Origin of the sequence: Microbacterium sp. LWS13-1.2, from assembly GCF_040144835.1 — a bacterium.
In the GTDB taxonomy this organism is placed as follows: Bacteria; Actinomycetota; Actinomycetes; order Actinomycetales; family Microbacteriaceae; genus Microbacterium.
The window spans coordinates 359,017-383,077 of record NZ_CP151632.1 but is presented as its reverse complement, the minus strand read 5'-3'; the positions used below and the strand labels follow the sequence as shown (position 1 = coordinate 383,077).

General features: G+C 70.8%; 21 protein-coding genes. 11 read left to right on the top strand and 10 right to left on the bottom strand.

Translation table 11 applies throughout. The annotated features are described in order from the left end of the window. Positions 1-3: 3 nt before the first annotated feature. From MRBLWS13_RS01830 to MRBLWS13_RS01800, 7 genes are all read right to left on the bottom strand, one after another. A complete protein-coding gene (locus MRBLWS13_RS01830; protein ID WP_349427387.1) occupies positions 4-1,410 on the bottom strand; it encodes a sensor domain-containing protein in 1,407 nt (468 codons plus the stop codon). Then, positions 1,391-2,983 carry a multicopper oxidase domain-containing protein gene (locus tag MRBLWS13_RS01825; protein ID WP_349427386.1) on the bottom strand — a complete coding sequence of 531 codons (1,593 nt, stop codon included), beginning with the start codon at positions 2,981-2,983 and terminating at the stop codon, positions 1,391-1,393. Before MRBLWS13_RS01825 ends, MRBLWS13_RS01830 begins: the two co-directional genes overlap by 20 nt. Positions 2,984-3,073: 90 nt before the next feature. Continuing rightward, positions 3,074-4,579 (bottom strand): amidohydrolase family protein, encoded by a 1,506-nt coding sequence (locus MRBLWS13_RS01820; protein ID WP_349427385.1) that lies wholly within the window; start codon positions 4,577-4,579, stop codon positions 3,074-3,076. Then, positions 4,576-5,217, bottom strand: a complete 642-nt coding sequence (locus tag MRBLWS13_RS01815; protein ID WP_349427384.1) for an FMN-binding negative transcriptional regulator — start codon at positions 5,215-5,217, stop codon at positions 4,576-4,578. The genes MRBLWS13_RS01820 and MRBLWS13_RS01815 overlap by 4 nt, the downstream gene beginning before the upstream one ends. A gap of 41 nt (positions 5,218-5,258) precedes the next feature. Further along, the gene (locus MRBLWS13_RS01810) at positions 5,259-6,257 is read right to left on the bottom strand and encodes a DNA-formamidopyrimidine glycosylase family protein (RefSeq protein ID WP_349427383.1); all 999 of its coding nucleotides are present in this window, start codon (positions 6,255-6,257) and stop codon (positions 5,259-5,261) included. A gap of 4 nt (positions 6,258-6,261) precedes the next feature. Then, the gene (locus MRBLWS13_RS01805; protein ID WP_349427382.1) at positions 6,262-6,804 is read right to left on the bottom strand and encodes a ribose-5-phosphate isomerase; all 543 of its coding nucleotides are present in this window, start codon (positions 6,802-6,804) and stop codon (positions 6,262-6,264) included. A gap of 84 nt (positions 6,805-6,888) precedes the next feature. Further along, the gene (locus MRBLWS13_RS01800) at positions 6,889-8,088 is read right to left on the bottom strand and encodes a ferrochelatase (protein ID WP_349427381.1); all 1,200 of its coding nucleotides are present in this window, start codon (positions 8,086-8,088) and stop codon (positions 6,889-6,891) included. Between the two features lie 54 nt (positions 8,089-8,142). On the opposite strand from MRBLWS13_RS01800, the gene MRBLWS13_RS01795 reads away from it, so the two are divergent. The 10 genes from MRBLWS13_RS01795 (at position 8,143) to MRBLWS13_RS01750 (ending at position 20,116) form a co-directional block, all read left to right on the top strand. After that, positions 8,143-8,505 carry a metalloregulator ArsR/SmtB family transcription factor gene (locus MRBLWS13_RS01795; RefSeq protein ID WP_349427380.1) on the top strand — a complete coding sequence of 121 codons (363 nt, stop codon included), beginning with the start codon at positions 8,143-8,145 and terminating at the stop codon, positions 8,503-8,505. 53 nt (positions 8,506-8,558) lie between these two features. Beyond that, positions 8,559-10,199 (top strand): SulP family inorganic anion transporter, encoded by a 1,641-nt coding sequence (locus tag MRBLWS13_RS01790; RefSeq protein ID WP_349427379.1) that lies wholly within the window; start codon positions 8,559-8,561, stop codon positions 10,197-10,199. A gap of 75 nt (positions 10,200-10,274) precedes the next feature. Then, a complete protein-coding gene (gene pepN / locus MRBLWS13_RS01785; RefSeq protein ID WP_349427378.1) occupies positions 10,275-12,821 on the top strand; it encodes an aminopeptidase N in 2,547 nt (848 codons plus the stop codon). A gap of 157 nt (positions 12,822-12,978) precedes the next feature. Further along, a complete protein-coding gene (locus tag MRBLWS13_RS01780; RefSeq protein WP_349427377.1) occupies positions 12,979-13,890 on the top strand; it encodes an ABC transporter ATP-binding protein in 912 nt (303 codons plus the stop codon). After that, on the top strand, positions 13,887-14,690 hold the full coding sequence (locus MRBLWS13_RS01775) for an ABC transporter permease subunit (protein ID WP_349427376.1): 804 nt from the start codon (positions 13,887-13,889) through the stop codon (positions 14,688-14,690). The genes MRBLWS13_RS01780 and MRBLWS13_RS01775 overlap by 4 nt, the downstream gene beginning before the upstream one ends. 10 nt (positions 14,691-14,700) lie before the next feature. Then, positions 14,701-15,999, top strand: coding sequence for a histidine kinase (locus tag MRBLWS13_RS01770; protein ID WP_349427375.1), 1,299 nt, complete (start codon positions 14,701-14,703; stop codon positions 15,997-15,999). Next, positions 15,996-16,706 (top strand): response regulator transcription factor, encoded by a 711-nt coding sequence (locus MRBLWS13_RS01765; RefSeq protein ID WP_349427374.1) that lies wholly within the window; start codon positions 15,996-15,998, stop codon positions 16,704-16,706. The genes MRBLWS13_RS01770 and MRBLWS13_RS01765 overlap by 4 nt, the downstream gene beginning before the upstream one ends. Positions 16,707-16,752: 46 nt before the next feature. Continuing rightward, positions 16,753-17,862 (top strand): mechanosensitive ion channel domain-containing protein, encoded by a 1,110-nt coding sequence (locus tag MRBLWS13_RS01760; RefSeq protein WP_349427373.1) that lies wholly within the window; start codon positions 16,753-16,755, stop codon positions 17,860-17,862. Next, complete coding sequence (locus MRBLWS13_RS01755) at positions 17,859-18,410, top strand: globin (protein WP_349427372.1); 552 nt, start codon at positions 17,859-17,861, stop codon at positions 18,408-18,410. The genes MRBLWS13_RS01760 and MRBLWS13_RS01755 overlap by 4 nt, the downstream gene beginning before the upstream one ends. Before the next feature lie 41 nt (positions 18,411-18,451). After that, entirely contained in the window at positions 18,452-20,116 is a 1,665-nt protein-coding gene (locus MRBLWS13_RS01750) for an FAD-binding dehydrogenase (RefSeq protein WP_349427371.1), read from the top strand. A 49-nt stretch (positions 20,117-20,165) separates the two neighbouring features. Here the strand turns inward: MRBLWS13_RS01750 and MRBLWS13_RS01745 are convergent, their stop codons facing one another. After that, on the bottom strand, positions 20,166-20,843 hold the full coding sequence (locus MRBLWS13_RS01745) for a hypothetical protein (RefSeq protein ID WP_349427370.1): 678 nt from the start codon (positions 20,841-20,843) through the stop codon (positions 20,166-20,168). A 111-nt stretch (positions 20,844-20,954) separates the two neighbouring features. On the opposite strand from MRBLWS13_RS01745, the gene MRBLWS13_RS01740 reads away from it, so the two are divergent. Next, the gene (locus tag MRBLWS13_RS01740) at positions 20,955-21,815 is read left to right on the top strand and encodes an acyl-CoA thioesterase II (protein WP_349428959.1); all 861 of its coding nucleotides are present in this window, start codon (positions 20,955-20,957) and stop codon (positions 21,813-21,815) included. Between the two features lie 18 nt (positions 21,816-21,833). Here MRBLWS13_RS01740 and MRBLWS13_RS01735 read toward each other — a convergent pair whose 3' ends face one another. Together MRBLWS13_RS01735 and ettA are read right to left on the bottom strand one after the other, a co-directional pair. Further along, on the bottom strand, positions 21,834-22,355 hold the full coding sequence (locus tag MRBLWS13_RS01735; protein WP_349427369.1) for a thioesterase family protein: 522 nt from the start codon (positions 22,353-22,355) through the stop codon (positions 21,834-21,836). Next, complete coding sequence (gene ettA, locus MRBLWS13_RS01730) at positions 22,348-24,027, bottom strand: energy-dependent translational throttle protein EttA (protein WP_349427368.1); 1,680 nt, start codon at positions 24,025-24,027, stop codon at positions 22,348-22,350. Before ettA ends, MRBLWS13_RS01735 begins: the two co-directional genes overlap by 8 nt. Positions 24,028-24,061 lie beyond the last annotated feature (34 nt).

Below are 24,061 nucleotides of genomic sequence, written 5' to 3'. Positions count from 1 at the left end.
CGTTCATGACGCGACCGCCAGCGGGATGTGCGCTCCGACGGAGGTGGGGCCGCCGGCGGGGCTCGTCACGACGAGGACGCCGCGCAGGCCCGCGACGCGCTCGCGCAGCCCCTCGAGGCCGTGGCCCGTCGTGATGACGGCGCCTCCGCGACCGTTGTCGACGACCCAGACATCGAGGTGGGTGGGCGCGCCGGCCGCGTTGCGGCGAAGCGACGCGCGCACCGTCGCGGCTGTCGCGCCGGAATGCTTCACGGCGTTGGTCATCAGCTCGGCCACCACGAAGTACACCGTCCGCGCCACTTCCTGGCTCACGGCCCGGTCGATGGCCGGATCGATCTCGACCTGCGCCCACAACGGCGAGCCGGCCGCCAGAGCGTCGAGCGCGGCGGCGAGGCCGCGATCCTGAAGGAGCGGAGGCGCGACCCCGCTGGACAGCGCACGCAGCTCGTCGAGTGCCGCCTTGGCGTGGCCGCGGGCCTCACGGGCGAGTTCGGCGGCGGCATCCGCGTCTCCGGCTTCGGCCCGGCGCTCGAGCGCGGCCAGGTCCATCTGCAGGCGCACGAGGCGCTGCTGGGGACCATCGTGGATGTCGCGCTCGAGGCGGCGCAGGGCGACGTCCTCGGCGTGCACCGCGGCGCTGCGGGCGGCGGACTCCGCGCGCACCTCGGCGGCGAGGTCATCGGAGTTCCAGCGGCCGAGCATGCCCCTGGCGACGGCGTGGTGACCGCGGGCCAGTCCGCCCAGCACCCACGGCATGGTGGCCGTGAAGAGGATGCCGGCGAGGAGGTACAGCGTGACCTCGACAGCCCAGCTCGACCATCCGCCGAACAGCCACGGCAGGTAGTCGGCGACGAATCGACCCCATTCGCCGTCGGCGCCGTCGCTGCCGCCGCGAGGGAGGAACGCTCCCCAGAACCAGTAGGTCAGTCCGCCGAGGCCGATGCTCAGCCACACCGTCGTCAGTGCGAACGAGATGGTGCTGATGACGGGGCTCACGATCATGCCGTGCACCAGGTAGAGCCAGTAATGCGCGTTGCGGATGGGTCGCGTGAGCGTCATCCAGAAGCCGGTGCTGTCCGACCTGTCCCGGTTCCACTCCGGCTCCTCGATCTCGGGAAGACCAGTGAGCAGCAGCAGGAACCGGTCGGCGACGCCGAATCCTCTCGCGATGAGCAGGGTGAGCACCCCCAGCGGCAAGCCGATCAGGATGACCAGGAGACCGACGCTCGTCCAGAACAGCGGGGCCAGCACGCTGATCGAGATCATCGCGAGGACGAAGACCGCCAGGAGGTAGAGGGCGCTGCCCGGCGTACGGATCCAGGCCCGCCCATAGGAGGCCCAGAACCCGCTGACGGGTCGTCGGGACGCGTCCGGCTGCAGCGCGGCCGGCTCAGTGGTCGTGACGGTCATCGGTGTCTCCCTCGGGACGCTTCAGGTCGGGCTGCTGGCCCGGTTCGACGACCAGGAACTGTCCCATCATGCCCTGGTCCTCGTGCCACAGCAGGTGGCAGTGGTACATGTACGGAGTGGTCGGATCGGCGTAGTCGTCGAACCGCACCAGCAGCCGGTACTCGCGGTCGCGCTCGAGCGCGATCGTGTCTTTGAAGCCGGCGAGCCGGGCCGGCGGCGGGGCACCGTCGACACTGAGGATGCGGAACTGCGTGTCGTGCACGTGGAACGAGTGCGGCAGCGGATTCTCGTTGCGCACGGTCCACACCTCGCTGGTGTCGACGGTGGCGACGACGTCCGCGCGGCCCAGGTCCATCTGCCGGTCGTTGATGTTGTGGCCCGACATGACGAAGTCGCGCTCGGCTGCGGCACCGCTCGCATCTGCCGCCGGCATGTCCGCAAGCCGCGACGGCACCTCCGGTGAGGCTGCGAGGGATGCCGCGGCCCGCAGCTCCATCACGTCGAAGCCGGCCGCACCCGCGTTGAGCGCCGGGTCCGGCGCCAGGGACCGCAGCACGATGCGCTCCCCCGGCTTCACGGACACCACGATCTCGGCGCGCTCACCCGGCGACAGCGGGATGTCTGTCGCCGTGACGGGCGCCTCGAGCAGGCCGCCGTCGGTGCCGATGAGGGCGAACTCGCGGTCGTCGGCGAACGCGAAGTCGTACATACGTGCGCTCGAGCCGTTCAGAAGACGCAGGCGCACCCGCTCGGTCGTGACGTCGAGGTACGGCGCCACGGTGCCGTTGACCAGGATCGTGTCGCCGAGCACCCCGTCGAACTGCATGCCGAGACCGCCGGCGAACGACCCGTCGGAGTTGAAGGAGCGGTCCTGCACGATGACGGGGAGATCGTCGACGCCATACTCGCGGGGCAGGGCGAGCGCGGCCTCCTCTGCGTCCCGCACCAGGAACATGCCGGCGAGCCCCGCGTCGACCTGCTCACGTGTGCGTCCGTGCAGGTGCGGGTGATACCAGAGGGTGGCCGCGGGCTGGTCGATCGTCCACTCCGGCTGCCACGAGGCACCCGCGGCGATCGGCGAGTAGGGGCCGCCGTCCATGGCGGCAGGAAGGTGCATGCCGTGCCAGTGCACGGTCGTCGGATCGGCGAGGCCGTTGGTCACGTCGACGCGCACCTGCTCCCCGCGCTCGGCGACGAGCGTGGGGCCCAGGTAGGCGCCGTCGTAGCCGAGAGTCGGCGTCTGCCCCTCCGGAACGAGCGACGAGCGGCCCTCCTGGGCGGTCAGCTCGAAGACGCGCACGCCGTCCTCGACATGCGACGGCGCCAGCGGTGGGACCGCGAGCGGCGCGCGGAAGTCGATCGCGCCGACAGCGGGAGGCGTGGCGCGCACGGCGTTGGTGGCGAACCAGATCCCGCCGGCGGCGATGAGGAGGGCGATGACGGCCAGCGGGATCGCGACGAGGACGATGATGAGCCGCCGGCGACGTCGCCGACGCGGTGTCGCGCTCGGCGGCGCCATGGTGGGCGGGGACGGCGGCTGCGGGGGTCGCTGCCTGGACGGGGGGAAGGTCATGCATCCAGCCTCGCGACGACGGCGTCGCGGCGGCATCCGACCCCCTCCCGAACCCGTACGGGGGAAGACCCCCGCACGGCGGGGAGGGCTTTACGCCAGGTGGGTCAGGCGTCCCGCCAGGAGCGTCGCGCCGACGCGCATGCCGCGGAGCCCCGCCTCGTCGGCGGTGAGCGGGTCCCGCTCGCAGATCGCGAGGTCGGCCACGTCGCCCGGCTCGATGCGAGCAGGCTCGGTCGACCCGCCGCGGGTGGATGCCGAGAGCGCGGTGGCGGCATCCACTCGCTGCCCGGGCTGCCAGGCGTCGCGACCGTCGCGCGTGCGGAACACCGCCGCCGCCATCGTCGCCCACGGATCGAGCGGCGCCACCGGCGCATCCGACCCGAACAGCAGGTTCGCCCCGGTGTCGGCGAGAGCGCGCAGCGGGTAGGCCTGTGCGGTCTGGCCCGCCCAGACCCTGTCGGTGAGGTCGCGGTCGTCCAGCGCGTGCTCGGGCTGCACGCTCGCGCCCACGCCCAGACGCGCGAACCGCGGGATGTCGGCGTGAGCGACAAGCTGGGCGTGCTCGATCGTGCCCCACGCGCCCGTCGCCGCGAACGCGTCGAGCGCGTGGGAGTTCGCCACGTCGCCGATCGCGTGGATCGCGGAGGCGATGCCGGCCGCGGTCGCGCGTGTCATCAGATCGACCAGCGTGGCGAGATGGACCGTCAGCAGTCCGTGGTTGTGCGGATCGCCCGGATAGGCCTGGGACGTCGCCGCCGTGCGGGTTCCCAGCGAGCCGTCGGTGATCACCTTGAGCGGACCGACGCGGACCAGGTCGGATGCCGCACCCCGGGCGACATCGCCCGTCTGCAGTCCCTCCGCGACGGCGCGGTCGAGGAACTCGGGGTAGATGCCGAACACGACCCGCAGGGCGTCGAAGCCGTTCGCGAGGCGGCGCACCCAGGCGTCCTCGTTCCACGCCATGTCGAGATCGACGAGCCCCACGACGCCGCGGGAGGCGGCATCCTGCGCCATACGGGCGACGAGCGGATCCGACACCGACGCGTCGACGGCATTGAGCCGCCGCGATATCTCGAACGCGGGCTCTTCACGCAGGACGCCGATGCCGTCGGGCGCGATTCCCTCGCGGCGGAGAGCCGCGGTGTTGAGCCACACGCTGTGCACGTCGGCGTTGATGAGGTAGGTCGGCACCTCGCCGGTCGCCGCGTCGAGGACGGCGAGGTCCGGCGCGTCGCCCCAGAAGGCGTCGCGATACCCGCTGCCCACGCGGCGTCCGTCGGCCATCGTCTGCGCCGCCGACATGAGCGCCGCCGCATGGGCGGCGGATTCCGCCTGACCCAGAGCGACGCGCTGCGCGGTGAGCGCCCACTGCACGGTGTGCACGTGGTGGTCCCAGAGACCGGGGATGACGCAGCCGCCGCCGGCGTCGAGCACACGCCCGCTCCGTGGCAGCGCCCCGGCGGGCGCGATGTCGACGACGAGTCCCTCGGCCAGGTGGACGTCGACAGGGTCGGACCCGAAGGGGTCGGTGCGCTGAGACCCGGTCAGCCGCGCGTTCGCGATCACGTCGGGGGCGTCGCCGCGGGCGAACGTCATCGGGCCGCCTTCCGGGTTTCGAGGTCGCGGCGCATCTCGGCCGGCAGCCGTCGATCGGCGTAGGGGCTCGCACCGGCCGCGAGCTCGACGATCACCGTCTCGACGACGTCGTCGGGTTTGTTCTGGCTGAGCTTGCGCTTGCCGACGACCCGGGTGGCTGTGAGGCGGAACCCCGCCGTCCCTCTCTCCAGGCGACGGACGAACTCGGGGTCGTTGGGAGGCGCCCACATCAGCCGGGGCTGCGGCATGCCGCTCTCGAAGCGCGCCACGAGGCGTTCGAGCACCTCGAGGTTCTCCTCGGGCGTCAGCAGCTCCGGGATGCCGGTGAGATGCGCCGAGACGAAGTTCCAGGTCGGCACGCTCTGCGCGTCGCCGTACCAGCCGGGCGAGATGTACCCGTGGGGGCCCTGCACGACGACGAGAAGCTCGCGCTCGCCCAGTCCGTGGATGAGGTCGTCGGGCTTGCCGACGTGGCCCACGATGGTGAGGTCGTCCCGGTCGGCGTCCAGGAGCACCGCGTAGTGCGAGGCGACGAGCCCAGCGTCCGTGGAGCTGACCAGCGTGACCCACGGATTCTGCTCGATGAGGCGGCGGATCTCGCCGACATCCGACATCGCGAAGCTCGGGTTCTGGCGCATGGACTCAGCCTATTCGCGCAGCGGAGGCGTCAGCCGCGGCGTCAGGCCTGACAGGACGGGCACCAGTAGAGCTTCCGGGTGGCGACCTCTTCGACGACGATCGCCGTGCCGCACACGCGGCAGGGCAGCCCGGCGCGGTGGTAGACCCAGTGCCGGTCGTCGCGGCTCGCCATCGCCTTGCGGTAGGCGTCCGGGTCGAGGTCGTCCATCGTCATCATCTGGCCGGTCTCGACACCGATCGCGAGAAGCCGCACCCAGTCGCGCCAGATTTCGCGCACGACCTCCTCGGGCACGTCGCGACCCGGGGTATGCGGGTTCTGGCGCGCACGGAACAGCAGCTCGGCTCGGTACACGTTGCCGATGCCGCTGACGACGCTCTGGTCCATGAGCAGCAGGCCGATGGACGTCGGCTTGCGGCGCACCACCGAGGTGAACCGCTCCTCGCCCTCCGTGACGTCGTCGACGAGGGGGTCGGGGCCGAGCTTCGCGATGGTGGCTGCTACCTCGTCCGGGGTCTGCAGCTCGCAGGCCGTCGGTCCGCGCAGATCGGCGCACGTGACGTCCGTGAGAAGCCGCAGTCGCACCTGCCCCACCACGGGCGGCGGCCACTCGTCGCCCTCGTCGGCGAGACCCGTGGTCTGCTCCGACATCCGCACGTGCACGCGGGTCCGCCGGGGGGCGCCGATCGAAGTCAGCGAGTTCTCCCCGGCACTGTCGAGGATCACCTCGCCGAGCTCGGTCCCCCGCTGGTTGGTCTGCCCCATCCGGCCGTTCGCCGAGGCGATCGTGGGATCGACGACGATCTCCCCGGCGAAGTCCCATGCGCCGTACATGCCCAGATGCACCCGCAGCCACAGATCGTCGTCGAATTCGAGGAACATCTGCTTGCCGACGGCCCGCACCTGCGTCGCGGTGCGGCCGCTGAGGATCGCGGCGCCTTCGACGAAGCGGCCCTGCGGACTGGAGGCCGCGATGGCGCGGCCGACGAAATTGCGGTCGAACTGGCGGGCGATGCGATGGACGGAGTGGCCCTCGGGCATCGGGTCAGCCGGCTTCGGGGTCGAACGAACTGTCGTCGGCGGCCAGGACGTCGGGCTGCTGAGGGGCGCGCGGGTCGGGCTGCAGCGTGCCGTCCTCCTCGTAGGCCGCCAGCTGCGCGATGCGCCGCGCGTGACGTTCCTCGCCCGAGAACGGCGTCTCGATGAAGCGGTCGATGAAGGTCGTCGCCTCTTCGAAGGTGTGCTGGCGGGCGCCGATCGCGATGACGTTCGCGTCGTTGTGCTCACGCGCGAGCTCGGCGGTGGCGATGCTCCACGCAAGAGCCGCACGGACGCCGATCACCTTGTTCGCTGCGATCTGCTCGCCGTTGCCCGAGCCGCCGAAGACGACGCCGAGCGTCTCGATGCCGGCGGCCTGGTCCCGCACGACCGCCTGGGCGGCACGGATGCAGAACGCCGGGTAGTCATCGAGCGGGTCGTACTCGAGGGGGCCGTGGTCGACGACTTCGTGACCCGCCGCCGCGAGATGGTGCTGCAGCTGCGTCGAGAACTCGAGGCCGGCGTGGTCGGTCGCGATGTGGATGCGCATGGGCTCAATCCTAGGGAAGCCGGAGGGGACGGTGACGGATGCCGACAGCTCGGTGCCGGGCGGTGCTGCGGTGGTGTGCGGGGCTCAGGGTGCGACGCCGGCGGCAGCCGGCTTGAAGCCCGCGCGCACGTTCTCGCAGCAGGCCGGGCGGCACACGTCGAACCACGGCCCGAGGTCCGTCGCGTGCGGGCGCTCCGCCGCGGGCGTGCCGCTCAACCGCTCCTGGACGAGGTCGACGAGCCCCGACACGAAGACCGGGTCGACACCGGGGGTCGGCGTGCGCACGGCACGGATGCCCGCCTCCGCCGCGGCATCCATCGCTTCGGTGTCGAGGTCCCAGAGGACCTCCATGTGGTCGCTCATGAAGCCGAGGGGGACGATCGCCACCGCCTGCACACCGGCAGCGGGAAGCTCGGCGATCACATCGTTGACGTCGGGCTCCAGCCACGGCTGGCTGGGCGGGCCCGAGCGCGACTGGTACACGAGATCCCACGCGACGCGGTCGGCGCCCTGCACGTCTGCCGCGACTGCCGCCATGACCACCTCGGCGACGGCGAGGTGCTGGGCCGCGTACGCGCCGCCCTCCCCGAGATCACGGTGCTGCTCGTCGCCTTCGCGGGGGCCCGACCGCTCGGCATCCGCTGTCGGGATGCTGTGGGTCGAGAACAGCACGCGCACCGCCTCCGGGGCGATGCCGTCGGCGAGGAATCCTCTCACGGCGTCGCGCACGCCGTCGACGAAGGGCTGCACGAAGCCGGGGTGGTCGAAGAACTGGCGGACCTTGTCGATGGTGACGGTGTTCTCGAGCCCGGTGTCGGTCAGCACGCGCGCGAAGTCCTCGCGGTACTGCCGGCAGCTCGAGAACGAGGAGTAGGCGCTCGTTGCGAGGCCGAGAAGCCTCGTGTCGCCGGCGGCCGCGGCATCCGTCACCGCCTCATCCAGGTACGGCGCCCAATTGCGGTTGCCCCAGTACACCGGCAGGTCGATGCCGCGGCTGGCGAGCTCAGCCTCCAGCGCGGCCTTCAGCGCACGGTTCTGCGCATTGATCGGGCTCACCCCGCCGAAGTGGCGGTAGTGGTGCGCGACCTCTTCGAGGCGCTCGTCGGGGATACCGCGCCCGCGCGTGACGTTGCGGAGGAAGGGGATGACGTCGTCCTGACCCTCGGGACCGCCGAAGCCGGCGAGCAGGAGGCCGTCGTAGGCGACAGCCTGCTCGACGTACGGAGCCCCGGATGCGGCGGCGGGCGATGCGAACGGTACGACGTGCTGCTCGGGAGAGGTCACTCCCCCATCCTGACACTGCTCACTCGGCCGCCTCAGCGATATGATGACTTCATCATGCCACTAACACAGAGTCAGCGCCCGCTCTACGAGGTCAAGGCCGGACTGTTCAAGGGACTCTCACACCCGCTCCGGATCCGCATCCTCGAACTGCTCGCCGCCGCGGAGGAGGTGAGCGTCGCGGAGCTGCAGACCGAGACGGGGCTCGAGGCATCCCACCTGTCGCAGCACCTCGCGGTGCTGCGACGGCACCGGCTCGTGGCGTCCGAGCGGCGTGCGAGCCACGTGTACTACAGCCTCGCCGACGCGCGCGTCGCCGAGCTGCTCGCTGTGGCGCGTGCGCTGCTGATCGGGATGCTCGCGGGAGACAGGGACCTGCTCGCCGACGCCGGCTCCCTTCCCGCCCTGCCCACGCGATGAGTGCGACCGATGGCTCGGCGCGAGCACCTCGCGCAACCCGTCTGATGCGGTCGATGCGAGAGCTCCTGCCCTCGCTCGGCGACTACCGTCTGCTCCGACGCACCTGGCGTGGCGACCTTCTCGCCGGGGTGACGGTCGGCATCGTCGCTCTCCCGCTCGCCCTCGGCTTCGGCGTCAGCTCGGGACTCAGCGCCGAGGCCGGGCTCGTCACCGCGATCGTGGCCGGTCTGCTCGCAGCGGTGTTCGGAGGGTCGAACGTGCAGGTGTCGGGGCCGACGGGAGCGATGGTCGTGGTGCTGCTGCCGATCGTCGCCGCCCACGGCGCCGGCGCCGTCGCGGCGCTCAGCGTGATGGCGGGAGTCGTGGTGCTGGCTGCCGGAGCACTGCGACTGGGGCGCGCCGTGTCGTTCGTCCCCTGGCCGGTCATCGAAGGCTTCACGCTCGGTATCGCCGTCATCATCTTCCTGCAGCAGATCCCCCTCATCGTGTCGCCGATCACGCCGAGCGCCGGCGAACACAGCGCGAACGCCGTCGTGGCCGCCGTCCAGGCGATCGCGAACGCCGACTGGGCGTACGTGCCGTGGGCGGCCGGCGCCGCCGCGATCGTGGCGGCATGCATGCTGGTCGCGCCACGGATCCACGCCGCGCTGCCCGGCTCGCTGATCGGCATCGTCTTCGCCACGGTGCTCGCCGCCGTGCTGGCCACGCCGCTCGCCACGATCGGCGTGCTGCCGTCCTCGCTGCCCCTGCCGGTCCTTCCCATGCTCGATCCGGCCACGCTCGGCGAGCTCGCCGTCCCCGCGCTCACCGTGGCGGCACTCGCCGCCCTCGAGTCGCTGCTCTCGGCGCGGGTCGCCGCATCATTGGCCGATACCGGGCCGTACGACCCCGATCGCGAGCTCGTCGGGCAGGGCATCGCGTCGATCGGCTCGGGGCTGCTCGGCGGGATGCCTGCGACAGGGGCCATCGCGCGCACCGCCGTCAACGTGCGCTCCGGCGGACGCACGCGGCTCGCATCGATCGTGCACGCGCTGGTGCTCGTCGGCGTCGTGCTGGTCGCAGCGGGGCCGGTGGGCGCCATCCCGCTCGCCGCCCTCGCCGGGGTGCTCATGGTCACGGCGCTGCGGATGGTCCACGCGCGGACGGTGCGCTCGGTCCTGCGGTCGACGCGGTCCGACGCCGCCGCGTTCATCGTCACTGCAGTGATCACGGTGTCGTTCGACCTGATCGTCGCGGTCGCGATCGGCGTCGTCTTCGCCGGCGTCGTCGCTCTGCGCCGCGTCTCGCGCGCGACCGGGGTCCAGCGCGAAGCGCTCGCCGGCGCGCCGGAGCCGGGCGACGAGCGCATCGCGATCGTGCGGATCGACGGCCCGCTGTTCTTCACCGCGGCCGACCGGGTCTTCGACACGGTGATGCACATCAGCGGGGTGTCGGTCGTCATCCTGCGGATGTCGCAGCTCGAGCTCGTCGACGCGTCCGGGGCGCGCATCCTCACCGAGATCGTCCAGTCGCTCGAGCGGCGCGGGGTGACGGTGCTCATCAAGGGCGTACAGCCCGGCCACGAGGAGCTGTTCCGGACCGTCGGAGTGCTCGACTCGCTCCGGCATCACAACCACCTGTTCGACACCCTCCCCGCCGCGGTCGAGCACGCGCGGAGCCACGTGCGTCGTGAGCCGCGGGGACTCACCGCGTAGGCTGGGACGGTTGTCGCCGGCGCCAGCAGCGTCGGCCGTGGCATCCGAAACCCCTCACCCCTGGGAGCAAGAGCAGTGCCTGGAGAGAATCTCACCCGCATCGAGGCGCAGGAGCGCCGCGCGATCGTCGACACGCAGTCCTACGAGATCGCGCTGGACCTGACGAAGGGCGCCGAGATCTTCGGATCGCGCACCGTCGTCCGCTTCACCGCCACCGCTGGTGCCGCGACGTTCATCGACCTGATCGCGCGCTCCGTGCGCGAGATCACCCTCAACGGCCGATCCATCGACCCGGTGTCCGCCTTCGCGGATTCGCGCATCGCGCTCGACGGTCTCGCCGCCGACAACGAGCTCGTCATCGACGCCGACTGCCTCTACACGAACACGGGCGAGGGCCTGCACCGCTTCGTCGACCCGGTCGACGGCGAGGTGTACCTCTACTCGCAGTTCGAGGTTCCCGACTCCCGCCGCGTCTTCGCGGTGTTCGAGCAGCCCGACCTCAAGGCGACGTTCGCCTTCACGGTGACCGCGCCCGAGCCGTGGAAGGTCGTCTCCAACTCCCCCACCCCCGAGCCCACGGCGCATGGCGATGGCACCGCGACGTGGCGCTTCGAGCCCACTCCCCGCATCTCGTCGTACATCACGGCGCTCATCGCCGGCCCCTACGAGGCGACGTTCTCCGAGCTCACCAGCTCGTCGGGCCGCGTCATCCCCCTCGGCGTGTACGGCCGCAAGAGCCTCTGGCAGTTCCTCGACTCCGACTACATCTTCGACAAGACGCGTCAGGGCTTCTCCTACTTCGAGGAGAAGTTCGACTACGCCTACCCGTTTGCGAAGTACGACCAGCTGTTCGTCCCCGAGTTCAATGCGGGTGCGATGGAGAACGCCGGCGCGGTGACCTTCACCGAGACGTATGTCTTCCGCTCGAAGGTGACGGATGCCGTCAAGGAGCGTCGCGTCGTCACGATCCTGCACGAGCTCGCGCACATGTGGTTCGGCGACCTCGTCACCATGAAGTGGTGGAACGACCTCTGGCTCAACGAGTCGTTCGCCGAGTGGGCGTCGACGATCGCCACCGCCGAGGCCACCGAGTGGACAGAGGCGTGGACGACCTTCAACGCCATGGAGAAGACCTGGGCGTACCGCCAGGACCAGCTGCCTTCCACGCACCCCGTCGTCGCCCAGATCAACGACCTCGAGGACGTGCAGGTCAACTTCGACGGCATCACGTACGCAAAGGGCGGCTCGGTGCTCAAGCAGCTGGCCGCTTGGGTCGGCATCGACGAGTTCTTCGCCGGTGTGGGCGCGTACTTCAAGAAGCACGAGTGGTCGAACACCGAGCTGTCGGACCTGCTCTCCGAGCTCGAGGTCACCAGCGGCCGTGAGCTCTCGACGTGGTCGAAGAAGTGGCTCGAGACCGCGGGCGTCAACACGCTGTCGCCCGAGATCGTGACGGATGTCGACGGCACCATCACCCGCTTCGCGATCGTGCAGACCGCGCCCGCCGACTACCCCACCATCCGACCGCACCGTCTCGGCGTCGGCTTCTACGATCTTGACGGTGACGCCCTCGTGCGCGTGCACCACATCGAGCTCGACGTCGACGGCGACCTGACCGAGGTGCCCGAGCTCAAGGGCCGCAAGCGCCCCGCGCTCGTGCTGCTGAACGACGAAGACCTGGCATACGCCAAGATCCGCCTCGACGACCAGTCGCTGCAGACCGCGATCGACCACCTCGGCAAGATCAGCGACCCGCTCGCCCGCTCGCTGGTGTGGGGTGCCGCGTGGGACCAGACGCGCGACGCCGAGGCATCTGCGTCGGACTACATCGACCTGGTGCTGCGCAACATCGGCGCCGAGACCGAATCGACGACGGTGCGCACGACGCTCGCCCAGCTGCAGCTCGCGGCGAACTCGTACGTGGCGCCCGAGAAGCGCGACGTCACCCGCACCCACGTCGCCGACGCACTCTGGAAGCTCGCCGAGGCGGCAGAGGCCGGCAGTGACAGCCAGCTGCAGTTCGTCACCGCATTCGCCTCCGCGGCCGCCACCCCGAGCCAGTGGGAGAAGGTGCGTCAGGTGCGCGACGGCGAGGTGGCCTTCGCCGACCTGGCGATCGACACCGACCTGTCGTGGCAGCTGCTCGTGTCGCTCGCCGCCGGCGGCGTCGTGACGGCGGACGACATCGACGCCGCGCTCGCAGCCGACAACACCGCCAAGGGCGGCGAGTTCGCCGCCCAGGCCAAGGCCGCGCTGCCCTCGGCCGAGGCGAAGGCCGCCGCGTGGTCGTCGCTCGTCGACAGCGACGACCAGCCGAACACGATCGTCCGGGCCGCCGCGCTCGGCTTCGTGCACCCGGCCGGCCGTGAGCTGCTCGACGGCTTCGTCGCGCGCTACTTCGACGCACTGCTGCCGATCTGGGGCTCGCGCACCTATCAGATCGCGCAGTACCTGATCGTCGGGCTCTACCCCGCGCCGCTCGCGAACGTCGCCCTGCGCGACGCCACGCGCGCCTGGCTCGAGGCGAATGCCGACGCCGCCCCGGCGCTGCGCCGACTCGTCGCCGAGAACCTCGCGGGCATCGAGCGCGCCCTCTCGGTGCAGGACCGCGACGCCCAGTAGCCGGCACTCGGATGCCCCGGCCCGTCGCCTGAGCCTGTTCACGGGCTCAGGTTCGGCCGGGGCATCCGTCGTTCCGGCACCGTGGTACCACTCGCCGTGGCGCACTCTCGTCCTCCAGGTGGACGCGCCCGAAGCCGCCCGCTCCTAGCGTGGGAGCATGATCGTTGCAGAGAATCTCACGAAGCGATTCGGAGACAAGACCGCCGTATCGGACGTGTCGTTCACGGTGCAGCCGGGCAAGGTGACCGGGTTCCTCGGTCCGAACGGTGCCGGCAAGTCCACCACCATGCGCATGATCGTGGGCCTGGACCGGCCCACGTCGGGCACCGTCACCGTCGGTGGAGAGCCGTATTCGCGGCTGCGCGCGCCGCTGACCGAGGTCGGGGTGCTGCTCGACGCGAAGGCGGTGCACACGGGCCGCTCGGCCCGCAACCACCTGCGCGCGATGGCCGCGACCCACGGCATCGGCAATGCGCGGGTCGACGAGGTCATCGAGCTCACCGGAATCGGATCCGTGGCCGGCAAGCGCGCCGGGAAGTTCTCGCTGGGCATGGGCCAGCGGCTCGGCATCGCCGCGGCCCTCCTCGGCGACCCCCGGACCCTGATCCTCGACGAGCCGGTGAACGGGCTCGATCCCGAGGGCGTCCGTTGGGTGCGCCAGTTCGTCCGCTATCTCGCGGCCGAAGGGCGCACGGTCCTGCTGTCCTCCCACCTGATGAGCGAGATGGCGCAGACCGCCGATCACGTCATCGTCCTCGGCCGCGGCCGGGTGCTCGCAGACGCCGAGCTCTCCGAGCTGGTGCGCGCCTGGACCACCAACACCGTGGCGGTGCGCTCCCCGCGCCTCACCGAACTCGTCGCGGCGCTGGCCGGCGCCGACATCGCGGTGACCGCGACCGAGCCCGGCGCCGCCGAGATCTCGGGAGTCACCGCCGCCGTCGTGGGCGACCTCGCCGCCTCGCTCGGCATCCCGGTGCACGAGCTCACCTCACGAACCGGATCGCTCGAGGACGCCTATCTCGCCCTCACCGGCGAAGCCGTCGAGTACGCCTCCAAGGAGATCTCATGACCACCCTCACCGCTCCTCCGACTCACGCGACGCGGGCCGCCACCGCCCATCGTCTGACATTCGGCCACCTCATCCGCAGCGAGTGGCTCAAGCTCATCAGCCTGCGGTCGACCTGGTGGTCGCTCGGCATCGCGGCAGCCCTCTCGGTGGGGATCTCGATGATGATCGCGGCGGCATCCGCGTCGTTCGGACCGGGATTCCCCGCCGTGAGCGCCATTCTCACCCCGACCCAGTTCACGATGCTCGTCGCGGGCATCCTCGGTGCCATCGCGATCACGGGCGAATACTCGACCGGCATGATCCGCTCCACCCTGACGGCGGACCCTCGCCGCGGCACTGTGCTCGCCGCCAAGGCGGTCGTCGTCAGCGCGCTGATGGCCGCGACGACGGTCGTCATGTACGCGATCGCGATCCTCGCGACCTCACCGCTGCTCTCCGAGCAGATCGACTGGTCGGATGCCGCGCAGTCGTGGATCCCTCTCGCCTACGGCGTGCTGTCGATGATGGCGTTCACGCTCATCGGGCTGGGGTGGGGCTTCTTGATCCGCAACGGCGCGGGAGCCATCGCGGCGACCGTCGGCCTCCTGTTCGTCCTGCCCATCGTCACGAGCATGTTCGCCATGGCCGGCGAGGCGTGGCAGTGGATCGTCGACCTCGGGGAGTACCTGCCCATGGCAGCCGCCAGCACGATCTCCACTCCCGGCGCCGAAGACATCCTGCCGTCGCTCCTCGCGCTGATCGGCTGGGTCGTCGTGCTGCTCATCGGCGGCTGGACGGTGCTGCGCACCCGCGACGCGTAGAGTCGGCCGGATGCCTCGTCGCACGCTCACGGCCGTCGTCGGCGCCCCACCGGGCGCCGACGACGGCCTGCTGCTGCCGCGCGAGCCCGGGTTGTTCCGCCGCTACTGGGCGCGGCACCGCCGCATCGCCGACGCACTCATCGCGTTCGTCGCCCTGGTGCTGTCGGCTCCGGCCGTCACGCTCCGCGCGGAATTCGGTGCGCCGCCGACGGACGCACAGGTCTGGCTCGCGGTCGGTCTGATCCTGCTCGCGTCCGCAGCGCTGATGCTCCGCCGTCACCGACCGCTCGCGGTGTTCGTCGTGACCATGGTGCCGGTGCTGGTCCTTCCGCCGAGTCTGGTCCCGGCATCCCATCTCCTCCCCGCCTTCGCCCTCTACGCCGTCGCGGTGTACCGCTCCGCACGGGCCTGCTGGATCGCGCTGGGAGCAGCGACCGCGGCGATGACGGCGTCCACGGCCATCGCGGCGCTCGCTCTGCCGTCCGAGCTGACGTCCCTCGTCACCACGCTCGTGTCGGCAGTCGTCGTCCTGCTCATCGCCGCGCTGATCGGCGTCAACGTCGGCAACCGGCGGCGGTATCTCGAGGCTCTCATCGACCGCTCACGGCAGCTGCTCGTCGAGCGCGACCAGCAGGCGCGGTTGGGAGCCGCGGCCGAGCGCACGCGCATCGCGCGGGAGATGCACGACATCGTGTCGCACAACCTGACCGTCGTCGTCGCCCTGGCAGAGGGCGCGACCGCGACCACGGATCCGGCGCGCGCTCGCGTGGCGACCGAGCAGATCGCCGCGACCGCGCGCGGCGCGCTGACCGAGATGCGGGCGATGCTGGGTGTGCTGCGCGACCCCGACCCGTCGCCCAGCGCACCGCTGTCGCCGATCCTGCCCGCGACGGCGGGCGACGCGGTGGAGGCGGCGCAGCGTGCCGGCTTCCCGGTGCGCCTCCACACGGAGGGGCGGATCGACTCCGTCCCCGCGGAGGTGCGCTTCGCGGTGACGCGGATCGTGCAGGAGTCGCTGACCAACGCCATGCGCCACGCGCCGGCCGCGTCCCGCATCGACGTGCGCATCGTCGTGGGCGAGGACGTCGACGTGGAGATCATCAACGACGGCGTTCACGCGCGCCCCGAATCGGCAGCGGATTCCCGCGGCGGGTACGGACTGCCCGGCCTCCGCGAGCGCGCCGCGCACGTCGGCGGGCAACTGACGGCCGGACCTGCGGAGGGCGGGCGCTGGATCGTGCGGGCGTCTCTCCCGGCGCCCGCGACGACCGGCACCGCCGGCCTCGAACCCGGGGAGGAGAACCCATGACCGACGCCGTCCGCATCCTGCTGGTCGACGACCAGGAGCTGATCCGTCTCGGCTTCCGCCTCGTCCTCGAGGCGGAGCCCGAGTTCGAGGTGGTGGGCGAGGCCGCCGACGGTGATGAGGCCGTGCGGGCCGTGGCCGAGCACTCCCCCGACGTCGTGCTCATGGACATCCGGATGCCGCGCACCGACGGCATCGCCGCGACGCGCGAGATCGTCGCCGCCCACCCCGCGACGCGTGTGCTCGTGCTCACGACGTTCGACCTCGACGAGTACGCGTTCGGCGCCCTCGACGCCGGCGCCGGCGGCTTCCTCCTGAAAGACGTGCAGCGCGGCGAGCTCACGGCGGCGATCCGTGCGGTGCACCGCGGCGATGCCGTGCTCGCGCCAGCGGTGACCCGCCGCCTGATCGAGCGGCTGCACGCCGCGCCGAGCGCCCTGCTCGCGCCGACGCCTCCGGTCGCCGACCCCACGTCCGAGCTGACCGAGCGGGAGCGCGAGGTGTTCCTGGCGATCGCTCAGGGGATGACGAACACGGAGATCGCGCGGCATCTCTTCGTCAGCGAGTCGACCGTGAAGACGCACGTCGGGCGGGTCCTGTCGAAGGTCGGCGCCCGCGACCGCGTGCACGCAGTGATCCTCGCGCACCGCCTCCGTCTCGTCGACCCCGCCGCGCCGCTGCGACCCGACGGCGGCGGACCGACAGGCTGAGTGCGACCTCAGGCCAGGCGGCGGGTCCGCCGTTAGGATCGTCACGATGATCAGCGCTCCCTTCGACAACGCCACGCCTTCCCCCGACCCCGTAGACATCACGGACGCGGCGTTCTGGCAGGAGATCGGCGCGTTCTTCACGACGGCGGGTCTGAATCTGGCCGCCGTCGCCGGGATCATCGTCGGCGCGATCCTCGTCACGTGGATCCTTCGCCTCGTCATCCACCGTGTCGTGAACCGGATCGTCAACGGTGCCAAGGACAAGGCGAACGTCGACGACACGCAGGCGCTGGAGCGGTCGCCGCTCGCGTCCGTCCGGCTCGTCCAGCGCACGCGCACGCTGGGCTCGATCCTCAGCAACATCGTCAACGTGACGATCGTGATCATCGCGCTGCTGCTGATCCTCAACGTCCTCGCACCAACGGCGCTCGGCTCGCTGACGCTGCTGACGGCCGCCATCGGCGCGGGTCTCGGTTTCGGTGCTCAGAACATCGTCAAGGACGTGCTCAACGGCATCTTCATCGTCGCTGAGGACCAGGTCGGCATCGGCGACGTGGTCGATCTCGGTCTCGCCACCGGCATCGTCGAGTACGTGAGCGTGCGCGTGACGCACGTGCGCGACGTCAACGGCACCCTCTGGTACGTCCGCAACGGCGAGATCACGCGCATCGGCAACCTGTCGCAGGGCTGGTCCCGCGTCATCCTCGATCTCTCCGTCGCCACCGACTCCGACATCGACGAGGTCGAGAAGGCGATGCTCGACACCGCCAAGGCTCTGGCGAAGGACCCGAAGTGGCGCACGCGGATCCTCGAGCAGCCCGAGGTCTGGGGACTCGAGTCCATCTCGGGCGACGCGCTCGTCATCCGCCTCGTGATGAAGACCCGCGCCAACGCGAAGGACGACGTCGCCCGCGAGCTGCGCATGCGCCTCAAGCACACCATCGACGAGATGGGCATCACCCTCCCGGCGCTCAACGCCGTCATGCCGACGGGTATCGAGGGCGCCCAGCGCGTGCGCGGCGCCAACCCACCGAAGACCAAGCCCACTCCCGTGACACCCACCCCCGAGCGCGCCGTGTGGAAGCCGAAGCGCACGAGCAAGAAGCCTTCGTCACCGGGCGACGAGCCCGGCACGACTCCCGGAGGAACACCATGACCGACCCCATGCCTCCCCTGCCCTCCGCCGGCTCTCCGGGCGACGCGGGCGCGGCCCCTGGACCCGCCGCGGCACCGGCTGCACCCCTCAGCTTCTACGACGAGGTCGGCGGGCACGACACATTCGTGCGGCTCGTCGACGCGTTCTACCGAGGCGTCGCCGACGACGAGGTGCTGCGCGCGATGTACCCCGAAGAGGACCTCGGGCCCGCAAAGGAGCGCCTCACCCTCTTCCTCGTGCAGTACTGGGGCGGCCCGACGACCTACAGCCAGGAACGCGGGCACCCGCGCCTGCGGATGCGGCACGCCTCGTTCCATGTCGATCCTGACGCGCGCGACAGATGGCTCGCCCACATGCGCGTCGCCGTGGACGAGCTCGACCTGCCGCCCCTGCACGAGACGACGCTCTGGGACTACCTGCAGCGTGCCGCGTATGCGATGGTGAACACCTTCGAGCCCTCGGGCATCGGACCCGCCGCAGGCACCCGGAGCTCGGCATCCTTCCCGGTGTCGGCCGCGCCGCCCGCGGAGCCCGGCCCCGACCGCTGAGACACGGTCTCGTTCTCACCCCCGCCGACAAAGGAGTCGACATGCCCCCCGCCGCCCACCACACGGACATCCTCGTCATCGGATGGGGCCTCGCCGGTCTCGTCGCGACGGCGGAGGCCGTCGCCGCCGGCAAACGCGTCACGATCGTGGACCAGGAGCCCCGCTCCAATCTCGGCGGTCAGGCGTGGTGGTCGTTCGGCGGGCTGTTCTTCATCGACTCGCCGGAGCAGCGCCGGCTCGGCATCCATGACTCGCTCGAGCTCGCGCGTCAGGACTGGCTGGGCAACGCCGGCTTCGACCGCGACGAAGACCTCTGGCCCCGGCGGTGGGCCGAGGCCTACCTGCAGTTCGCCCACGAGGAGAAGCGCTCGTGGCTGCGCGAGAAGGGCGTCGGCTTCTTCCCCATCGTCGGCTGGGCCGAGCGCGGTGGATACTCCGCCACCGGACCCGGCAATTCGGTGCCCCGGTTCCACGTGACCTGGGGCACCGGACCCGGCGTCGTCGCGCCGTTCCAGGCGGCCGTCGAGGCAGGCGAGGCCGAGGGACGCGTGACGATCCTGCCGCGCCATCGCGTCACGTCGCTCACCGTGGAGAACGGAACGGTGACCGGTGCCGCGGGCGACGTGCTGGCGCCGTCCGGGGCCGCGCGCGGTGCGGTGAGCTCGCGCGAGGTCGTCGACGCGTTCTCGATCACCGCGGGCGCCGCGATCGTCTCGTCCGGCGGCATCGGCGGCAACCACGAGCTGGTGCGCAGATGGTGGCCGGAGCGGCTGGGCACTCCCCCGGCCACCATGCTGACCGGTGTCCCCGCGTACGTCGACGGCTCGTTGCAGCCGGTCAGCGAGGCCGCGGGCGCCCGCCTCATCAATGGCGACCGCATGTGGCATTACGTCGAGGGCATCCAGAACTGGGACCCGGTGTGGCCGGATCACGGCATCCGCATCCTCCCCGGCCCGTCGTCGATCTGGCTCGACGCGACGGGCAACCGCCTGCCCGTCCCGCTCTTCCCGGGATTCGACACCCTCGGCACCCTCGCGCACCTGCGCGCCACAGGCTACGACCACTCATGGTTCGTGCTGTCGCAGCAGATCATCGAGAAGGAGTTCACGCTCTCCGGCAGCGAGCAGAACCCGGATCTCACCGGCAAGGACGTGCGGCTGCTCGCCACGTCCCGCCTCGGCAAGGGCGCGTCCGGCCCCGTGCAGGCGTTCATGGACCACGGCGCCGACTTCGTCGTGCGCAACACCCTCGACGATCTCATCGCGGGGATGCAGGCTCTCCCCGGTGGTGACGCCCTCGACGCCGATCGCGTGCGGCTCGAGGTCGAGGCACGCGACCGAGAGATGGCCAACGACTTCACCAAGGACGCGCAGATCGCCATGCTGCGCTCGGCACGGGCCTTCCGCGGCGACCGGCTCATCCGCACGGCGAACCCCCACCGGATCCTCGACCCCAAGTCGGGGCCGCTCATCGCGGTCAAGCTGCACGTGCTCACGCGCAAATCCCTGGGCGGCATCGAGACCGACCTGTCCGCCCGGGCGCTCGGCGCCGGCGGCGAACCCGTCCCCGGGCTGTACGCCGCGGGCGAGGCGAGCGGGTTCGGCGGCGGCGGCGTGCACGGCTACCGCGCCCTGGAGGGCACGTTCCTCGGAGGGTGCCTCTTCTCGGGACGCGTCGCCGGCCGGGCGGCCGCGGCGGCGGTCTGACGCCTCACCGGCTGATTCAGGCGCCCGGGGCTGACCGGGGCGGTCGTCCTCAGCTCGCGGCCGGACCCGTCCGGCGCACGGGCGTGAGGCCGGTAGCCACGGGTCCGCGCACGAGCACGTGCCCCCGCGTCAGGCTCACGCGCGTCCACGGGCCCGTCGCGAACACCCGCGCGGTCTCGCCGCCGCTGATGAACCCGAGGCTCAGCGCCGCGAAGGCGACGCCGAGCGGCAGCCCGCCGAGTTCGTCGTCGGTTGCCCCCCACACCGCTGCGCGCACCGTCCGCACGACGTCCTCTCCGGCATCCGTCGGCACTGTGTCAGCGACGCGGGCGATGCCGCCCTGGGCCTTCGCCGCAAGGGTCGCGGCGTCGATGCCCGGCCGGGCATCCCACCCGCTGCGTGGTGGCGTGATGCCGGCCCACGCCGGCGACAGGGCCGTCTCGGGAAGCGCCAGCGCCCGCGCATCGTCAGGAGATGCGGACAGAGCGGAGGCATCGACCACCAGGTCGCACACCAGCTCCGGATCTGCTGCGAGGGTGCGCAGAGCCAGCACCGTGGGCGTCGGGTCGCCGAACCCGCGAGGTGCCAGCGGCGCTGCCGTCATCGCGAGCACGCCGCCGGAGGCCTGCAGCCGCACCCCCTCGACCGTGAAGCGCGCGGCGCGGGCGGCGAACGTGAGGGCGTCGGCCGCGGAATCGGGGTCGGCGAGCAACAGGCGCGGAGACATCGTCTTCTAAGCTACCAACCGGACCTGCGGGCGGTGGCCGCCCCGGAGAGGAGCACCGTGGAAGCCGAGCCGAACGCCGAGGCTGCGCCCGAGACCGATCCGGTCGCGTCGATGCTGTCGGTGATCGACTTGAGCGCCTCGGATGCCCGCACCACCGAGGACATCTTCACCGGGCAGTCGCAGTCGATGCCCCTCGGCCGGGTGTACGGCGGCCAGGTGCTGGCGCAGTCGATCGTCGCGGCGTCGCGGACGATCCCCGATGAGCGGATCGTGCACTCCATGCACGGGTACTTCCTCCGCCCCGGCGACTCGACGAAGGGCATCACCTTCTCGGTCGACCGCATCCACGACGGGCGCTCCTTCTCGACGAGGCGCACCCAGGCGTACCAGGAGGGTGTGCCGATCTTCTCGATGATCGCCTCGTTCCAGGATGAGGATCCGGGCCTCGACCACCACGAGCCGATGCCCGACGGCCTGCCGGCACCCGACGATCTTCCGGATGTCGAATCGCACCTTCAGGGCCTGCACCCGATGTCGAAGCGTCTGTTCACCGACCGGCCGGTCGACCTCCGCCACATCCCCGCTCCCATCTACGTCGCGGCGGACCCCGAGCGCGCCCCGCGGCAGGCGGTCTGGATGCGCGTGCGACGACAGATCCCCGACAACCCCGCGACCCACCGGGCGGCGCTCGCCTACCTGAGCGACCTGACGATCCAGGAGCCGATCCTCCGCGCGCACGGCGTCTCGTGGGCGACACCCGGGCTCAAGGTCGCCAGCCTCGATCATGCGATGTGGTGGCACCGATTCGGCCGTGTGGACGAATGGATGCTGTACGTCCAGGAGTCGCCGAGCGCTCGCGGCGGCCGCGGCCTGGCGACCGGACGCATCTACGCCGCTGACGGCACGCTGCTCGCGAGCGTCGCGCAGGAGATCATGGTCCGCGTCCCCGACGAGGCCGGGGTCACCGGCTGATCGACGCCGGGCGTGGTGTCAGTGCCGGTGGGCGTAGACGATCGGCTCGCCGATGTACGGTCGCCAGGCGGCCCGCTCCTCGGGACTGAGCCGGAGGGGGCGGCCGGAAGCGGCGTCCACCTTCACGATCACCGTCGTGGCCCGCGCGTAGAGAGTCTGGCCATCGGCGCCCGTCTCGACGGGGCTTCGCACCTCGTAGCAGACCTCGATGCTCGAGCCGCCGAGCTTGCCGAACCACATCTGCACGTCGAGCGGATGCCGCTGGTACGGCACCGGCGCCAGGTATTCGATCTCCTGGCGGGCGATGAGCGTCAGCATGCCGCTGAAGATGCTGGAGTCGAGCACAGCCGTGTCGGGCGCGTCCTCCCCCGGTTCCGGCAGCCAGAACGCCCTCACGCGCGCCTCTTCGAGGAGCTTCAGCATGGAGGTGTTGTTGACGTGGTTGAACGCGTCGAGGTCGCCCCACCGCAGATGGATGGGGATGTGCAGGCGGCGGCCGCCTCCGTCGAGCGCGGCCGCCGCGTCGCGGGTGTCAGTCACGCGTGAGCTTGCGGTAGGCGGTGCGGTGCGGCCGCGCGGCGTCCGCACCCAGGCGCTCGATCTTGTTCTCCTCGTACGCCTCGAAGTTGCCCTCGAACCAGTACCACTTGTCGGGGTCCTCGTCGGTGCCCTCGTAGGCGAGGATGTGCGTCGCGATGCGGTCGAGGAACCACCTGTCGTGCGTGATGACCACGGCGCAGCCGGGGAACTCGAGCAGCGCGTTCTCGAGCGACTGCAGGGTCTCGACGTCGAGGTCGTTGGTCGGCTCGTCGAGGAGCAGGAGGTTTCCGCCCTCTTTGAGCGTCAGGGCGAGGTTCAGGCGGTTGCGCTCACCGCCCGACAGCACGCCGGCCTTCTTCTGCTGGTCGGGACCCTTGAAGCCGAACTTCGACACGTAGGCGCGGGACGGGATCTCGGTCTTGCCGACCGTGATGATGTCGAGCCCGTCCGACACCACCTCCCACAGCGTCTTGCTGGGGTCGATGTTCGAGCGAGACTGGTCGACGTAGCTGATCTTGACCGTCTCGCCGATCTTGAGGTCTCCGCCGTCGAGCGGCTCGAGGCCGACGATCGTCTTGAACAGGGTCGTCTTTCCGACGCCGTTCGGGCCGATGACGCCGACGATGCCGTTGGGCGGCAGGCTGAAGCTCAGCCCGTCGATGAGCGAGCGGCCGTCGAAGCCCTTCTGGAGCTTCTTCGCCTCGATGACGATGCTGCCCAGGCGCGGCCCGGGCGGGATCGAGATCTCCTCGAAGTCGAGCTTCCGCGTGCGGTCGGCCTCGGCCGCCATCTCCTCGTAGCGCGCCAGGCGCGCCTTGGACTTGGCCTGGCGCCCCTTCGCGTTCGAGCGCACCCAGTCCAATTCCTCGGAGAGACGCTTGGCGAGCTTCGCGTCCTTCTTGCCCTGGATCGCGAGACGCTCGCCCTTCTTCTCGAGGTACGTCGAGTAGTTGCCCTCGTAGCCGATCAGACGGCCGCGGTCGACCTCGGCGATCCACTCGGCGACGTTGTCCAGGAAGTACCGGTCGTGGGTGATCGCGATGACGGCGCCGGGGTACTTCTGGAGGTGCTGCTCGAGCCACAGCACGCTCTCGGCGTCGAGGTGGTTGGTGGGCTCGTCGAGCAGCAGCAGGTCGGGCTTCTGGAGCAGCAGCTTGGTGAGCGCGACGCGGCGCTTCTCGCCGCCCGACAGGGGGCCGATCTCAGCATCACCCGGGGGGGTGCGCAGAGCATCCATCGCCTGCTCGAGCTGGGAGTCGAGGTCCCACGCGTCGGCGGCGTCGATCTCCTCCTGCAGCACGCCCATCTCGGCCAGGAGCGCATCGAAGTCGGCATCGGGGTCGGCCATCAGGCCGGAGATCTCGTTGAAGCGGTCGACCTTCGCCTTGATCGCGATGCCGTCCTGGATGTTCTCCAGCACGGTCTTCGTCTCATCGAGCTCGGGCTCCTGCATGAGGATGCCCACGCTGAAGCCGGGGCTCAGCTTCGCCTCGCCGTTCGACGGCGTGTCGAGGCCGGCCATGATCTTGAGGATCGTGGACTTTCCGGCGCCGTTCGGACCGACCATGCCGATCTTCGCGCCGGGAAGGAACGCCATCGTGACGTCATCCAGGATCAGCTTGTCGCCGACGGCCTTACGGGCGCGGACCATGGAGTAGATGTACTCAGCCATGCGGGTTTCTGCTCTCCTCGGACTTCAGACGTCA

What these genes read in the sequence shown, in the direction of transcription:
- MRBLWS13_RS01750 (WP_349427371.1), top strand. Translation starts at nt 18,452, where the DNA reads ATGCCCCCCGCCGCCCACCACACGGACATCCTCGTCATCGGATGGGGC.
- MRBLWS13_RS01805 (WP_349427382.1), bottom strand. Translation starts at nt 6,804, where the DNA reads ATGCGCATCCACATCGCGACCGACCACGCCGGCCTCGAGTTCTCGACG.
- MRBLWS13_RS01815 (WP_349427384.1), bottom strand. Translation starts at nt 5,217, where the DNA reads ATGCGCCAGAACCCGAGCTTCGCGATGTCGGATGTCGGCGAGATCCGC.
- MRBLWS13_RS01765 (WP_349427374.1), top strand. Translation starts at nt 15,996, where the DNA reads ATGACCGACGCCGTCCGCATCCTGCTGGTCGACGACCAGGAGCTGATC.
- MRBLWS13_RS01755 (WP_349427372.1), top strand. Translation starts at nt 17,859, where the DNA reads ATGACCGACCCCATGCCTCCCCTGCCCTCCGCCGGCTCTCCGGGCGAC.
- MRBLWS13_RS01745 (WP_349427370.1), bottom strand. Translation starts at nt 20,843, where the DNA reads ATGTCTCCGCGCCTGTTGCTCGCCGACCCCGATTCCGCGGCCGACGCC.
- ettA (WP_349427368.1), bottom strand. Translation starts at nt 24,027, where the DNA reads ATGGCTGAGTACATCTACTCCATGGTCCGCGCCCGTAAGGCCGTCGGC.
- MRBLWS13_RS01740 (WP_349428959.1), top strand. Translation starts at nt 20,955, where the DNA reads ATGCTGTCGGTGATCGACTTGAGCGCCTCGGATGCCCGCACCACCGAG.
- MRBLWS13_RS01820 (WP_349427385.1), bottom strand. Translation starts at nt 4,579, where the DNA reads ATGACGTTCGCCCGCGGCGACGCCCCCGACGTGATCGCGAACGCGCGG.
- MRBLWS13_RS01760 (WP_349427373.1), top strand. Translation starts at nt 16,753, where the DNA reads ATGATCAGCGCTCCCTTCGACAACGCCACGCCTTCCCCCGACCCCGTA.
- MRBLWS13_RS01825 (WP_349427386.1), bottom strand. Translation starts at nt 2,983, where the DNA reads ATGACCTTCCCCCCGTCCAGGCAGCGACCCCCGCAGCCGCCGTCCCCG.
- MRBLWS13_RS01790 (WP_349427379.1), top strand. Translation starts at nt 8,559, where the DNA reads ATGCGAGAGCTCCTGCCCTCGCTCGGCGACTACCGTCTGCTCCGACGC.
- MRBLWS13_RS01780 (WP_349427377.1), top strand. Translation starts at nt 12,979, where the DNA reads ATGATCGTTGCAGAGAATCTCACGAAGCGATTCGGAGACAAGACCGCC.
- MRBLWS13_RS01810 (WP_349427383.1), bottom strand. Translation starts at nt 6,257, where the DNA reads ATGCCCGAGGGCCACTCCGTCCATCGCATCGCCCGCCAGTTCGACCGC.
- MRBLWS13_RS01830 (WP_349427387.1), bottom strand. Translation starts at nt 1,410, where the DNA reads ATGACCGTCACGACCACTGAGCCGGCCGCGCTGCAGCCGGACGCGTCC.
- MRBLWS13_RS01775 (WP_349427376.1), top strand. Translation starts at nt 13,887, where the DNA reads ATGACCACCCTCACCGCTCCTCCGACTCACGCGACGCGGGCCGCCACC.
- MRBLWS13_RS01795 (WP_349427380.1), top strand. Translation starts at nt 8,143, where the DNA reads ATGCCACTAACACAGAGTCAGCGCCCGCTCTACGAGGTCAAGGCCGGA.
- MRBLWS13_RS01770 (WP_349427375.1), top strand. Translation starts at nt 14,701, where the DNA reads ATGCCTCGTCGCACGCTCACGGCCGTCGTCGGCGCCCCACCGGGCGCC.